13 protein-coding genes are annotated in these 13599 nt (G+C 64.7%); 7 read left to right on the top strand and 6 right to left on the bottom strand.

Features of this window, described 5'->3' with window-relative positions; all coding sequences use genetic code 11:
* Nucleotides 1-9: 9 nt before the first annotated feature.
* Nucleotides 10-624 (bottom strand): bifunctional nicotinamidase/pyrazinamidase, encoded by a 615-nt coding sequence (gene pncA, locus AC1D05_RS33340; protein WP_477446900.1) that lies wholly within the window; start codon nucleotides 622-624, stop codon nucleotides 10-12.
* Nucleotides 625-913: 289 nt separating this feature from the next.
* Here pncA and AC1D05_RS33335 point away from each other — a divergent pair, with 289 nt between their 5' ends.
* The 6 genes from AC1D05_RS33335 to AC1D05_RS33310 are packed head-to-tail and all read left to right on the top strand — an operon-like array spanning nucleotide 914 to nucleotide 8062.
* The gene (locus tag AC1D05_RS33335) at nucleotides 914-1774 is read left to right on the top strand and encodes an FAD binding domain-containing protein (RefSeq protein ID WP_477446898.1); all 861 of its coding nucleotides are present in this window, start codon (nucleotides 914-916) and stop codon (nucleotides 1772-1774) included.
* On the top strand, nucleotides 1771-4605 hold the full coding sequence (locus tag AC1D05_RS33330) for a molybdopterin-dependent oxidoreductase (protein ID WP_477446896.1): 2835 nt from the start codon (nucleotides 1771-1773) through the stop codon (nucleotides 4603-4605). The genes AC1D05_RS33335 and AC1D05_RS33330 overlap by 4 nt, the downstream gene beginning before the upstream one ends.
* Nucleotides 4602-6143, top strand: a complete 1542-nt coding sequence (locus AC1D05_RS33325) for a 6-hydroxynicotinate reductase (RefSeq protein WP_477446894.1) — start codon at nucleotides 4602-4604, stop codon at nucleotides 6141-6143. The genes AC1D05_RS33330 and AC1D05_RS33325 overlap by 4 nt, the downstream gene beginning before the upstream one ends.
* Complete coding sequence (locus AC1D05_RS33320) at nucleotides 6143-7027, top strand: UPF0280 family protein (protein WP_477446997.1); 885 nt, start codon at nucleotides 6143-6145, stop codon at nucleotides 7025-7027. Before AC1D05_RS33325 ends, AC1D05_RS33320 begins: the two co-directional genes overlap by 1 nt.
* A complete protein-coding gene (locus tag AC1D05_RS33315; RefSeq protein ID WP_477446892.1) occupies nucleotides 7020-7604 on the top strand; it encodes an amino acid synthesis family protein in 585 nt (194 codons plus the stop codon). The genes AC1D05_RS33320 and AC1D05_RS33315 overlap by 8 nt, the downstream gene beginning before the upstream one ends.
* A complete protein-coding gene (locus AC1D05_RS33310; protein WP_172221215.1) occupies nucleotides 7601-8062 on the top strand; it encodes a MarR family winged helix-turn-helix transcriptional regulator in 462 nt (153 codons plus the stop codon). Before AC1D05_RS33315 ends, AC1D05_RS33310 begins: the two co-directional genes overlap by 4 nt.
* A 34-nt stretch (nucleotides 8063-8096) precedes the next feature.
* On the opposite strand, the gene AC1D05_RS33305 is transcribed toward AC1D05_RS33310, so the two are convergent.
* The 5 genes from AC1D05_RS33305 to AC1D05_RS33285 form a co-directional block, all read right to left on the bottom strand.
* Complete coding sequence (locus AC1D05_RS33305; protein WP_477446890.1) at nucleotides 8097-8891, bottom strand: inositol monophosphatase family protein; 795 nt, start codon at nucleotides 8889-8891, stop codon at nucleotides 8097-8099.
* A gap of 83 nt (nucleotides 8892-8974) precedes the next feature.
* A complete protein-coding gene (locus AC1D05_RS33300; protein ID WP_477446888.1) occupies nucleotides 8975-9976 on the bottom strand; it encodes an LLM class flavin-dependent oxidoreductase in 1002 nt (333 codons plus the stop codon).
* Nucleotides 9973-10806: an arylamine N-acetyltransferase family protein gene (locus tag AC1D05_RS33295; protein WP_477446886.1), complete on the bottom strand. Its 834-nt coding sequence runs from the start codon at nucleotides 10804-10806 to the stop codon at nucleotides 9973-9975. Before AC1D05_RS33295 ends, AC1D05_RS33300 begins: the two co-directional genes overlap by 4 nt.
* Nucleotides 10807-10879: 73 nt before the next feature.
* Nucleotides 10880-12049 carry an AI-2E family transporter gene (locus tag AC1D05_RS33290; RefSeq protein WP_477446884.1) on the bottom strand — a complete coding sequence of 390 codons (1170 nt, stop codon included), beginning with the start codon at nucleotides 12047-12049 and terminating at the stop codon, nucleotides 10880-10882.
* A 117-nt stretch (nucleotides 12050-12166) separates the two neighbouring features.
* Entirely contained in the window at nucleotides 12167-13228 is a 1062-nt protein-coding gene (locus AC1D05_RS33285; protein ID WP_477446882.1) for an LLM class flavin-dependent oxidoreductase, read from the bottom strand.
* A gap of 177 nt (nucleotides 13229-13405) precedes the next feature.
* Between AC1D05_RS33285 and AC1D05_RS33280 the strand changes: the two genes are divergently transcribed.
* On the top strand, nucleotides 13406-13599 hold a 194-nt coding region (locus AC1D05_RS33280; RefSeq protein WP_477438159.1), incomplete at its 3' end, for a transposase.

The following is a 13599-nucleotide window of genomic DNA, read 5'->3' as shown; positions in this document are numbered from 1 at the left end:
AAGGCCGATTCAGTCCGACAAATGGTCTTCAAGCGTCACGCCGGCATCGCGCATGCGTTGCAGCATCACATCGAGCGAACCGTTGAGATCTATGCCACGGCAGGCATCGAGCCGGACGGTGGTCTTGAACCCCTGGCTGACGGCGTCCAGCGCGGAAAAGCCGACACAGAAATCGGTCGCCAGGCCGACCAAGGTGATGGTGTCGATGCCGCGCTCCCTGAGATAGCCCCCGAGGCCGGTCGGCGTCGTGTGGTCGTTCTCGAAGAAGGCCGAATAGCTGTCGATGGCGGGGCGAAACCCCTTGCGGATGACGAGCTCGGCCTTGGTCCAGGCAAGGCCGGAATGAAAATCCGAGCCGAGGCTACCCTGGATGCAATGATCCGGCCATAAAGTCTGCTGGCCATAGGGCATTTCGATCATGGTGAAGGGCTGTGCGCCCGGATGGCTTGACGCAAAGCTCGAATGGCCGGCGGGGTGCCAGTCCTGCGTCAGCACGACATGCTCGGCGTGCCGGATCATATCGTTGACCAGCGGCACGATCTCGTCGCCGCCGGTCACGGCCAACGCGCCGCCCGGGCAAAAGTCGTTCTGCAGGTCGATGACAACAAGCGCTTCGTCGGCCATTGGGCTTCCCTCTTCTGTACGTCATGCTCCAGTGGAAAATACCGCGAACGCGACCGGAGGCAGAAACTTGACCAGATGGCCGGCCGCGTCAACCTCCGAAGGCGTAACAATCTCGTTGCATACACCCCGGCAAGGACGACAGCCCAAACTCTGGCTTTGACAATTTGCACGGGCTTGATATCATTTGCATACGAATGAATTTCCGGTTCGAAAACCGGCAAGACGATCCCCGGGTAAACGCCTTGGGAGGCCAAATTCGGGGAAGGCCCCATCTCTGGGAAGGCAAAGCGTGATCCGTTACGCGAAACCCACCACGGTTGACGAGGCGCTCGCGCTGCTTGGCGAGGGCGCCTGGCGCATCCTTGCCGGCGGCACGGATTTCTATCCGGCACAGGGCGCGAAACCGTTCCGCGACAATGTCCTCGACATCAATGGCCTCGCGGCGCTGCGCGGCATCGCCGAGACGGATGACCATTTCGTCATCGGCGCGCGCACGACATGGACCGACATCATCCGCCACCCCTTGCCGCCAGCCTTCGACGCGCTGAAACAGGCGGCGCGCGAGGTCGGTTCGCCGCAGATCCAGAACGTCGCTTCCGTCGCCGGCAATCTCTGCAACGCCTCGCCGGCCGCCGATGGTGTGCCGGGCCTGCTTATCCTCGATGCCGAGGTCGAACTGCGTTCGGCAACGACAACGCGCCATCTGCCTTTGCCGGATTTCATTCTCGGCAACCGCCGCACGGCCTTGCGGGCCGGCGAAATGGTGACGGCTATCCGTGTGCCAAAACCTGCCGCCAGCGGCACGTCCGCCTTCGTCAAGCTCGGCGCCCGGCGCTATCTCGTGATCTCCATTGCCATGGTGGCGGCGCGTCTGGTCGTGGAGGACGGCACCGTCATTGAAGCGGCGATTGCCGTGGGATCGTGTTCGGCTGTCGCCAAACGGCTTGCCGGCGTCGAGGCCGCGGTACGCGGGTTGCCGGCAGATGGCGGGCTCGCCGCTGCGGTCCAGTCCGCGCCAATGACGGAGCTGTCGCCGATCGCCGATGTGCGCGGCAGCGCCGAATACCGGCTCGACGCCGTGCGCGAGATTGTTGCCCGGGCCGTGTTGATGGCCGCCGGACCGATGAACGACCATATGGTGGCAGCATGAGCCAGGTTCTGCCTGAAGTCCGTGAAACTCTGCTCGATCCGGGCAGTCACCAGCCTAGCCTCGGCCTTGAACGCAGAGATATCGCCTTTGCGGTCAATGGTGCCGCCGTCTCGGTCAATGTGCCACCGCTGCGCCGGCTGTCCCAGGTGCTGCGTGACGAATTGCAGTTGACCGGCACCAAGGTCGGCTGCGACGCCGGTGACTGCGGCGCCTGCACGGTGCTGGTCGATGGCGACCCCGTCTGCGCCTGCCTGATGTCGATAGCCTCGGCCGCCGGCGCCGCGGTGACGACCGTCGAGGGGCTCGCCAATGGCCGGCTGTCGGTGCTGCAAGCCTCCTTTCTCGCCCATGGCGCGGCGCAATGCGGCATCTGCACGCCGGCGCTGCTGGTCGCGGCGACAGCGCTGCTGGACACCAAACCCAGGCCGACCGAGACCGAGGTGCAGGATGCGCTGGGCGGTATTTTGTGCCGCTGCACCGGCTACCGGAAGATCATCGCGGCGGTGATGGAGGCTTCTCAGCAGGCAGCAAGCCTCGATTTCTGCCTGCCCCAGTCCGGCCACGCCGTCGGCGCGTCACCCGTCAGGCTCGACGGCGTACCGAAGGTCACCGGCGGCGAAAAGTTCGGCGGCGATTCCTTCCCCGCCGATGCGCTGGCGGTGCTGGTGGTCCGTTCGCCGCATTATCACGCCAGCTTTGCCTTTGGCGATCTCGACGGCTGGGCCAAGGCGCATCCCGGCATCGCCGGTGTCTTCACCGCGGCCGACATTCCGGGCAAAAACTGCTTTGGCGTCATCGGCCCTTTCGCCGACCAGCCGGCGCTCGCCGAAGGGTTTGCGCGGCTTCGCGGCGAGGCGGTGGCGCTGGTCGCCGGCGAGCGCGAGGCGATCCTCGATCTCGACCTGTCGGATTTCCCGGTCCGCTGGACCGAACTGCCGCATGTCCTGCAGCCCTGTGAAGCGCAGGCCGAGGGTGCCGCTCTGATCCATCAGAACCGCCCTTCGAACCTGCTGACCTCCGGTTTCGTCGAGCGCGGCGATCCCGAGACGGCGCTTGCCAATGCGGCGGTTGCCGTGACGGGCGCGATCGACACGTCCTATGTCGAGCATGCCTATATCGAGCCGGAAGCCGGCCATGCTTACCTCGATGGCGACACGCTGGTCGTCGTCGCCTGCACGCAGGCGCCTTACATGGACCGCGACGACACGGCGAAAGTGCTTGGTCTGCCCGTCGACAAGGTGCGCATCGTGCCGACCGCGACCGGCGGCGGCTTCGGCTCGAAACTCGACGTTTCGCTGCAGCCGCTGATCGGCCTCGTCGCGCTGAAGACCGGCCGGCCGGCGGCACTTGCCTACACCCGCAATGAATCGATGATGTCGACCACCAAGCGCCATCCTTCGGAGATGAAGGCGACCATCGGCGCCGATTCCGAAGGCCATGTCACCGGCATGATCTTCACCGGCGATTTCAACACCGGCGCCTATGCCAGCTGGGGCCCGACGGTGGCCAACCGCGTGCCGGTGCATGCATCCGGTCCCTATGCGACGCCCAACTACCGCGCCGAGGGTCGCGCCATCCACACGCATGGGCCGATCTCCGGCGCCTTCCGGGGTTTCGGCGTGCCGCAGGCGACCATCATGCAGGAGACGCTCTATGACGAGCTGGCCGACAAGCTCGGCATCGACCGGCTCGACTTCCGCCTGAGAAACTGCCTTCGGAACGGTTCCGAAACGGTCACCGGACAGAGGCTGGAGTCCGGCGTCGGCATTGCCGAATGCCTTGAGGCCTTGCTGCCGCATTGGGCGCGTGCGACGGCTGACGCGGATGCTTTCAATAGTGCCCATGTGGACAAAAAGCGTGGTGTCGGCGTCGCGTCCTGCTGGTATGGCTGCGGCAACACTTCGCTGCCCAACCCGTCGACCATCCGGGTTGGCATCGCGGCTGACGGTAACGTCATCCTGCACCAGGGCGCCGTCGATATCGGCCAGGGCTCCAACACCGTCATCACCCAGATCTGCGCCGATGCGCTTGGCCTGCCGCTGGAAAGATTCCGGCTGAAGAGCGCCGATACGGCGATCAGCCCCGACGCCGGCAAGACCTCGGCCTCGCGCCAGACTTTTGTCACCGGCAAGGCGGCCGAAAAGGCCGGCCGCGCCTTGCGTGAAAAGATCCTGCGCTTTGCCAATGTCTCCGAGAAAGCATCCCTGCAGCTGAATGGCTCGGCCATCGTCATCCGCGAGGGCGAGGCCACACGCAGCATCGATCTCGCCTCGCTCGACGCGGATGCCGACGGCTTCGTCTTCCGCGCCGAGGAGACTTATGACCCGCCGACGCTGCCGCTCGATGCTAAGGGCCAAGGCAAGCCCTATGCCCTCTACGGCTATGGCGCGCAGATCGCCGAGCTCGAGGTCGATCTCAAGCTCGGCACGGTGAAGCTGCTGAAAATCACCGCGGCGCATGATGTCGGCAAGGCGATCAACCCGCTGCTGGTCGAGGGCCAGATCGAAGGCGGCATCGCGCAAGGCATCGGCATGGCGCTGATGGAAGAATACATTCCCGGCCGAACCGAAAACCTGCACGATTATCTCATCCCGACCATCGGCGACGTGCCGCCGATCGAGACCATTCTGGTCGAGGTTCCCGATCCCGAGGGGCCGTTCGGCGCCAAGGGGCTGGGCGAGCATGTGCTGATCCCGACAGCGCCGGCGATCCTCAACGCCATCCGCCACGCCACCGGCGTCCTGGTTACCAAGGTTCCGGCGACGCCGACGCGTATCCGCGCTGGCATCCGTGAAAAAGATGGCATCCGCGAAAAGGAGGCACGCCAATGAGCGAGCTTGCCGAACGTTTCGAAACGCATGATCCCGGCGAGAAGCTGGTGGCGGAGAAGATCCGCTGCGATGCCTGCCCGGTGATGTGCTACATCGCCGAGGGCCGGACCGGCGCCTGCGACCGCTACGGCAATGCGGGCGGCCGGATCGTGCGCATGGACCCGCTGACCATCCTCGACCATGCGGCGGAGATCGGCGGGACAATGGTGCCCTTCATCGCCGAGGGCGAGGCCTGGGATGGCGAACTGGTCAACACCGGGCGCCGCTTCGTCACGGCAATCGGCGCCGGCACCACCTATCCGGACTACAAGCCTGCCCCGTTCATCGTCAGCCAGGAAGTCGAGGGCGTCGATCTCGTCACCGTCGTCACCGAAGGCATTTTTTCGTATTGCGGCGTCAAGGTGAAGATCGACACCGACCGTCATCTCGGTCCCGAAACGGCAATCGTGCGCTCACAAGGCGAGGCGATCGGCCATGTCACAACGGGCGAATACGGCTCGCAGATGCTGTCGCTGGGTGGTGTGCATCACCTCACCGGCGGCTCCAAGTCGGAGGGCCGCGCCATCTGCGATGCGCTGCTCAATCTGTGCAACCGCAGGCCGGTGGAACTCGCCATCGACGGCGGCGCCACGATCATCGTCGAAGCCGGCAAACCACCCGTCATAGACGGCAAGCAGGAACACCGCATGCGCGTCGGCTGCGGCTCGGCCACCATCGGCATGTTCGCCACGCAATGGCGCGGGCTGGTCGACGAGGTCGTGGTGGTGGATGACCACATCACCGGCGTGGTTTCCGAACACCAAGCCGGCAAGGTGCTGGGCTGGCAGGATACGGGCATAAAAATCATCGGCCGACGTTCGACGCCGGGCCGCTATTTCAAGGTCTCCGAGCCCGGCCTCGGCTGGGGCGGCACCAGCATTTCCGATCCGCTGTCGATTCTTGGCGAGTGGAACGCCAAGAAGGGTGCGCGGCCGGGCCTGTCGCTGCTGATGGTTTCGACCACCGGCGAACAGTTCGCCTATTACGAACTCGACGACGACTTGAAGCCGGTGGAAAAGCCGTTTCCAGAGCGGCTGCAGAAATCCGTGAACCTGATCGAGGACAATTGCGAGCCGGCGCTGTGCACCGTGCTGTTCATCGGCGGCGCCGGTGGGTCGCTGCGCGCCGGCGTCACCGAAAACCCGGTCAACCTCACTCGCTCGGTGCAAGGCTTGAAAACCTATGTCACGGTCGGCGGCGCGCCGGTCTATGTCTGGCCCGGCGGCGGCATCACGCTGATGGTCGATGTCACGCGCGTGCCGGAAGGCGCCTTCGGCTATGTGCCGACGCCGGCACTGGTGGCACCGATCGAATTCACTTTGCGCCGCGACGACTATATCAGGCTCGGCGGCTACGAAGCCGAGATCCGCACTGTCGAGGATATCGTCGCCAAGGGCGGCGAATATCTCAATCCCCGGCGCGGCACCGGTGCCGCTGACAACAATCCATGGCCGCCGTTGGCACAGTTGCGGCGCGCCGCGTCGAACGGAACCGGATGATGGACGGCCCGCAAGCGCATTGGCTGCAGGACGGCAAGCGGCTGCATCTCAACCACGGGCCGATCGACCTGATCGTCGAGGCTTTTGGCGAGGCGCGCGAATGCCAGCTGGCCTATGAGCAGGCGGTTGCACGCTTCCAGACGATCCTGATCGAGTTGGTCGAGGAGCTTCCCGAATTGCGGCACCCGGCGTTTTTCCTGGCGCCACGCACCTTTGCCGGCCCGACGGCGCGCCGCATGGAAGCAGCCGTGATGCCCTTGGCGGAATGCTTCATAACACCGATGGCCGCCGTTGCCGGGTCGGTAGCCGACGAAATGCTCGCTGCGCTGCTTGCCGGCCGCAAGCTCGATCGCGCCTATGTCAACAATGGCGGCGACAGCGCTCTCCATATCGGCACGGGCCAGTCGATGGGCCTGGCGGTCGCCGGCACCGGCAATGGCATGGCCGACCGGATCACGATCCGCGCCGAAGATGACGTTGGCGGCGTCGCCACCAGCGGTTGGCGCGGCCGCTCCTTTTCACTCGGCATTGCCGACGCCGTCACGGTGCTGGCGCGGACTGGCGCCGAAGCCGATGCGGCGGCGACGCTCATTGCCAACGCGGTAGACCTGCCCGGCAATCCTGCCATCAAGCGCATTCCCGCACGTGAATTGTCCCCCGACAGCGATCTTGGCGCGCGGTTGGTGACGCAAGGCGTCGGCACGCTTGCACTTGGCGAAGTGGCGCGGGCGCTGGACAACGGCCTTGCCGTCGCCGAAGATTTTCGCCGGCGCGGCCTGATCGCCGCATCGGCGCTGTTTCTGGGCGGTGAGGCCCGCATCAGTGGTTCCGTGGCGCTTGCCGCGCCCAACAAAAATCCGAGGGAGGAAATTGCCCATGCCTGAGTTCCCGATCCGCAAGGTCGCGGTCCTGAGCGAAGAGATCTTTCACGAGGGCGGGCCGGTCGCGGACGTGCCGCGCCGGCGGGCCGCGGCCATGGCCGTGGTCAGGAACCCGTTCGCCGGGCGCTATGTCGAGGATTTGCAGAGCGCCATGGACGATCTGAAGCCGCTTGGCCTGCTGCTTTCCGACAAGCTCATCGCCGCCTTGGGCGGTGACGTCAAACAGATCGACGGCTACGGCAAGGGCGCCATTGTCGGCATTGCGGGCGAACTGGAGCATGGTGCGCTGTGGCATGTGCCGGGTGGCTATGCCATGCGCGAGCGGCTCGGCGATGCCAAGGCGATCGTGCCGTCGGCCAAGAAGGTCGGCGCCTTCGGCTCAAAGCTCGACGTGCCGCTCGGCCACATCAACGCCGCCTATGTGCGCAGCCATTTCGACGCCATGGAAGTCGGTATCAGCGACGGTCCGCGCCCCGACGAAATCCTTTTTTGCCTCGCCATGACCTGCGGCCCGCGCATCCACAACCGCATGGGCGGCCTTGCCGCCGACGGCATAAAAGCCTGGGACGGGCTGCGGTGAGCGGCGAGGACAATCTGCTCAAGCTGGTCGAGGTCGAGGCGCCGGACGATCAGGATTACCTCCTGCAGGAGCAGGTCGGCTTCATCCTGCGCAAGGCGCACCAGCGCCATGTCTCGATTTTCGCCGCCCACATTGGCGACCTGACACCGCCGCAATTTGCCGCACTGGCCAAGCTGCGCGATGTCGGCGAGACCTCGCAGAACCAGCTCGGCACGCTGATCGCCATGGATGCGGCGACGGTGAAGGGCGTCATCGACCGGCTGAAGGCGCGCGGCCTGGTCGAGCTTTCCAAGCACGAGGTCGACAAAAGGCGGCTGCTGGTCAATTTGACCCCCGAAGGCCGCGATGCGATCGAGCGCCTGATCCCGCTGGCGCGCGAGATCACAAGGGAAACGCTGGCGCCGCTCTCGGCCAAGGAGATCGCCACCTTCACGAAGCTGCTGGCCAAGCTGGCGTAGGGCCAGCTGCGGCAATTGTGCAGAGCGTGAGTGCCTAGACCGCGAACACCCCTGAACAAAGCGCTTGCAGTTTCGAAAAGACGCCCTTGCCGCCGGTGATGACCTGTGTCCCGCTTTGCAGCACCGTCTTTGGATCCGCCTTCAGAACGGTGCCGCCGGCCTCCTCGATCAACAGCATGCCGGCCAGGCAGTCCCAAGCGTTCATGTGTTCTTCGACATAGCCAAGCAGCCGGCCCGAAGCCACATAGGCCAACATCAGGGCGCCGGACGCGTTGCGGAAGAAGACGCCGCCTTCGGCGAGGATCTTCTTGATCAGCACGGCGATATTTTCGGCCTCGGCCCGGTTTGAAAATCCGGTCCCCACCGACCCTTCTTCAAGGCTGGTCGCTACGCTCGCCTTGATCGGCCTGTCGTTGACGAAGGCGCCGCCGCCGAGCCGGCCGTGGAAGGTTTCGCCGGTCGACGGCTCGTGGATGACGCCGACGACCGTCTCCCCGTCCTTCGCGCAAGCGATCACCACGCACCAGGCCGGAATGCCGCGCACGAAATTGGCGGTGCCGTCGATGGGATCGATGACCCAGACATAGCCGGTCGAACCAGTGACCGAGGCATGTTCCTCGCCGACAATGCCGTCTTGCGGGTAGTCGGCGGCGATGGCCGCGCGGATGAACAGTTCGACCTCGCGGTCGGCTTGCGAGACCAGGTCCTGATGGCCCTTGCTCTCGATGGTCAGGCTTTCCAGATCGCGGAAATATCTGAGGCCAAGTTCGCCTGCCCGTCGCGCCAGGTCGATGGCAAACTGCGTGCGGGCGTCAAGATCACGTGTCACGGGGAAAGCTCGCTCTTGCCTCTGGATGCTCCGCACTTAGCAGAGCATCGCTACCGGCAAAAGGACCCGACGAGACACAAACGTCAGGCCGCCCGCGACAGCGATTTGTGCGCATCGGCCAGGATCTCGAAGGAGCGCACGCGAGCGGCATGGTCGAAGATCTGCGCGGTGACCATCAGCTCGTCGGCGCCGGTGCGGCGCACGAAGGCGTCGATGCCCTGGCGGACCGTTTCGGGGGAGCCGACAACGGCGCAGGACAGCGCCTGGCCGAGCATGGTTTTCGCCATCGGATCGAGATCCCGGTCATAATTCTCGACCGGCGGTGGCAATCGTCCCGGCCGGCCGGTGCGCAAATTGACGAAGGCCTGCTGCAGCGAGGTGAACAGCAGCCGCGCCTCGGCATCGGTCGGTGCGGCAAAGACATTGAGGCCGAGCATGACATGCGGTTTGTCGAGCTGCTCCGACGGCTGGAAGCGCGAGCGGTAGATGTCCAGCGCGTGGTCGAGCTCGGCCGGCGCGAAATGCGAGGCGAAGGCATAGGGCAGGCCGAGCATGGCTGCGAGCTGCGCACCATAGAGGCTGGAGCCAAGGATCCAGACCGGCACATTCTGGCCTTCGCCCGGCACGGCCCTGAGCCGCTGGCCTTCCTCGGCCGGCAGGAAATAGCCCATCAGCTCGACGACATCCTGCGGAAAATTGTCGACGCCGGCCTCGAGGTTGCGGCGCAAGGCGCGCGCGGTGTTCATGTCGGTGCCGGGGGCCCGGCCGAGGCCGAGATCGATGCGGCCGGGAAACAAGGCTGCCAGCGTGCCGAATTGCTCGGCAATGACCAGCGGCGCATGGTTGGGTAACATGATGCCGCCGGCGCCGACGCGAATGGTTTTTGTGCCGCCGGCGACATGGGCGATGACCACGGCCGTTGCTGCGCTGGCGATGCCCGGCATGTTGTGGTGCTCGGCCAGCCAGTAGCGCTTGTAGCCCAGCCGCTCGGCATGGCGGGCGAGATCGAGCGAATTGGCCAGCGACTGCGAGGCATTGCTGCCTTCGACGATCGGCGACAGGTCGAGAACGGACAGTTCGGTCATGCGTTGGTCTCCACGATCTTCTTCTCACGCACTTTGGCCTCGAAGGCCGTGCGGTCGGGAATGATGATGCCGAGCTGGCCTTCCAGCGTGTCGGCGAGTTGAGCGGCGGTGGTTATCTCTGTCTGCTCGGTGCGGCCGCCAAGGTGATGGATCGACAGGCGGTTGCCGCGCAACGCGTAGCGCCGGTCGGGCGTAGCGCGTGCCGCTATGACTGAGGACAGGAAATGCGATGCCGGGTTGGTCGACAGGAAGTAGTTGATGACGGAATAGTCGACCTCGAATTGCGGCTGCAGGTCGAAGCGGTAGAGCGAGCGCCAGTCGCCACCGATGGCGGCCTGCAGGCGGAAATGATCGTCGGCCTCGACGATGCGGAATGTCTCGTGCGGGGTTTTCTGTTCCGCGCCGGGATCCAGCAGCAGCGGCGCCGTCAGGGTCAGGCCGCCGAAGCCGACATCGGCGATATATGTCCGGCCATCAAGCTCGACGCGCAGCAGCATGTGGCTGCGCGCGGTGATGGCATCGTCCGGTTGGCCCCAAAGCACGCGCGCGGCCAGGCCGCTGACCTCGAAACCAAGCGCCTTCAGCGCGTGCATGAGGAGGAGGTTGTGCTCGAAGCAATAGCCGCCACGCCCGCCAAGGACGATCTTGTCCTGCAGAGCGGCAAGGTCGAGCCGGACCGGGCAACCTAGAAATGGATCGATGTTTTCGAAGGGGATGGCCTGCGGATGCAGGAAATGCAGCGCCTTCAGCGTATCCAGCGACGGGTCCCGCGAACCGGCGTAACCGATGCGAGCGAGATAGGCGTCGAGGTCGAAGGGAACGTCGTTCATCGGGAAGGGGCACCGGCCATTGTCCGGCCGGATATAGCCATTCGATCCGGGCGCCGCAAACACGGCGAGCCGGTTAGGCGGCGGCCTTGCCGTTCTCCTCAACGGGTTCGTCCTCGACCACGGCGGTTTGCTGCGCGGCGAGGAAATTGCCGACATGGCCGAGCCCCTCGAAATGGTCGCAGAACACCTTGATGACGACCAGCAGCGGCACCGCCATCAGCGCGCCGACGAAACCCCACAGCCACGACCAGAAGGCAATGGCGATGAAGATCGCCACGGCGTTGATCTCAAGGCGCCTGCCGACCACCATCGGTGTGACGAACTGGCCTTCGACAATATCGCACAACAGCACGAAGGCCGGCGCCAGCAGCGCGTAGGAGATGGTGTCGAAGCTGATCAGCGCCATCACCGCGACCAGCACGATGGTCAGCAGCGCGCCGACATAGGGCAGAAAGTTGAACAGGGCGGCGGCGACGCCCCATACCAGCGGGTTGGGCATGCCGAGCGCCCATAGACCAAGGCCGATGACCGTGCCGAGACCGGCATTGATGATGGTGACGGTGAGCAGATAGTGCGAGATTTCGCGCTCGACGTCATAGACGACGCGCAACGCCCGCTTCTTCTCGGTGAGGCTGGCGAAGGACTGGATGATCTTCTCGTAGAACATCGTGCCCGAGGCGAGCAGGAACAGCGACAGCACAAAAATGATGGTGAGGCTCGTCCCCGCCGAAAGGATGTTGCTGGCCGCCGCAGACAGGATGCCGGACTGGGCGACCGCCACCTTCTGGATGCCCGGCTCCTGCGACGTCTCGGTCATTTGCTCGATCTGATGCGAGACCTGCATGATCCTTTCCAGCGGCCGCCGCAATTGCGCCAGCCGCTCGGTGAGCTGCTGGCCGATCGACGAGGTGTTGTTGAGGAGATCGATGACCGGGCCTGAGAGCAAATAGCCGGCGCTGGCGAAAACGCAGATGGACAGCAGCACCAGCAAGGTCGCCGACACCACTTCGGGAATGCCGCGTTTGCGCAGCAGCCGCACGATCGGCGTCAATGTCAGCGCCAGCAGGAAAGCCAGCATGACCGGCATGAAGAAGGCGCGGGCGAAGTAGAGGGCGTAAATGGTCATGAAAATGAAAATGCCGACCAGCAGCGAGCGCATCAGATGCGTATCCGCGCGAGCCGCGACGCGCGACTCTTCAGCCTCGGCAACGCCTGCGCCCAAAGCGGCGGGTTCGGCTTTCATCACGGTCCCTCAGCGGCGCACCGCAATTGGTGCAAGCCGTTGACCGAAAACGCTGGCGTGGCCTCAAGGTTCCGTTAGCCGGCGGGCCGCTTCCGCAGGCCTTGCCGTCGCTCAGACTCAAGCTACGGGCGCTGCTACCACCGGCGCGGATTTCGCCGTTTCCTTGCGCACGATCGGCGCCACCTTGGTCCCGTAGAGTTCGATCGCCTTCATGATCTTGGCGTGCGGCATGGTGCCGATCGCCATCTGCAGCAGGAAGCGGTCATTGTTGAAGATCCTGTGCTGGGCGACGATCTTCTCGGCTACCTGCTCCGGACCGCCGACGAACAGCGCGCCACTCGGACCACGCGACTGGTCGAAATGCGCCCGCGATGTCGGGCCCCAGCCGCGCTCGCGGCCGATGCGGTTCATCACTTCGGCCTGCGGTCCGTAGAAATCGTCGGCCGCCTGCTCGGTCGTCTCAGCAATGAAGCCATGCACGTTAATGCTGGTGGCGAGGCCGGCCGGGTCACTGCCGGCGCGTTTGGCGGCTTCGCGGTAGAGGTCGAACAGCGGCGCGAAGCGCGCCGGCTCGCCGCCGATGATGGCGAGCGCCAGCGGCAGGCCGAGCGCGCCCGCACGCGCCGCAGATTGTGGCGTCCCGCCAATGGCGATCCAGACCGGCAGCCTGTCCTGGAAGGGCCGGGGATAGATGCCGCGATCGTTGATCGGTGCACGCAGATTGCCGGACCAGGTGACCTTCACCTGATCGCGGATGGCGAGCAGCAGGTCGAGCTTCTCGGCGAAGAGCTCGTCATAGTCCTCGAGATTGTAGCCGAACAGCGGGAAGGATTCGATGAACGATCCGCGCCCGGCCATGATCTCGGCACGGCCGCCCGATAGAAGATCGAGCGTGGCAAACTGCTGGAAGACACGGACCGGATCGTCCGAGGAGAGCACGGTGACCGCGCTGGTCAGCTTGATGCGTTTCGAGCGTTCGGAGGCCGCCGCAAGCGCCACGACCGGCGCGGAGGCGGCGTAGTCAGGCCGGTGATGTTCGCCGAGGCCGAAGACGTCGAGACCGACCTGGTCGGCCAGTTCGACCTCCTCGATCAGGTTGCGCAAGCGCTCATGCGGGCCGATGGCGCCGGGGCCGGGCTGCGGGCTGACGTCGGCAAAGGTGTAGAGACCGAGTTCCATATCAATGTCATCCTGGTGTCGGGTTTTGTCGCTAGGAGCAATTTCAGGAAAAGTGTGTAACGGTTTTCCGTCCGGAATTGCGTCAAAGTAAGAAAAAGAGCGGTTCACCGAAAGGTGAACCGCTCAGACTGCTGACAAACCCCTGGCATTTGCCGGGGGTTTTTGATTCACTGGGCCATGTTGAAGCGACCCGCCCCTGAACAGACCGCGCTCGAGATGGTAACGCTGGATCAGTTGGTTCCGGCTGATCACCTGTTGCGCAAGATCGACCGTTTGATCGATTTCTCCTTCATCCACGATCTGACCGCGCCGCTGTATTGCCCCGACAATGGCCGCCCGCCGCTCGACCCGACCTTGATGTTCAAGGCTCT

Source organism: Mesorhizobium sp. P2_E9, from assembly GCF_056403815.1.
This window is presented reverse-complemented; position numbering and strand designations above follow the sequence as displayed.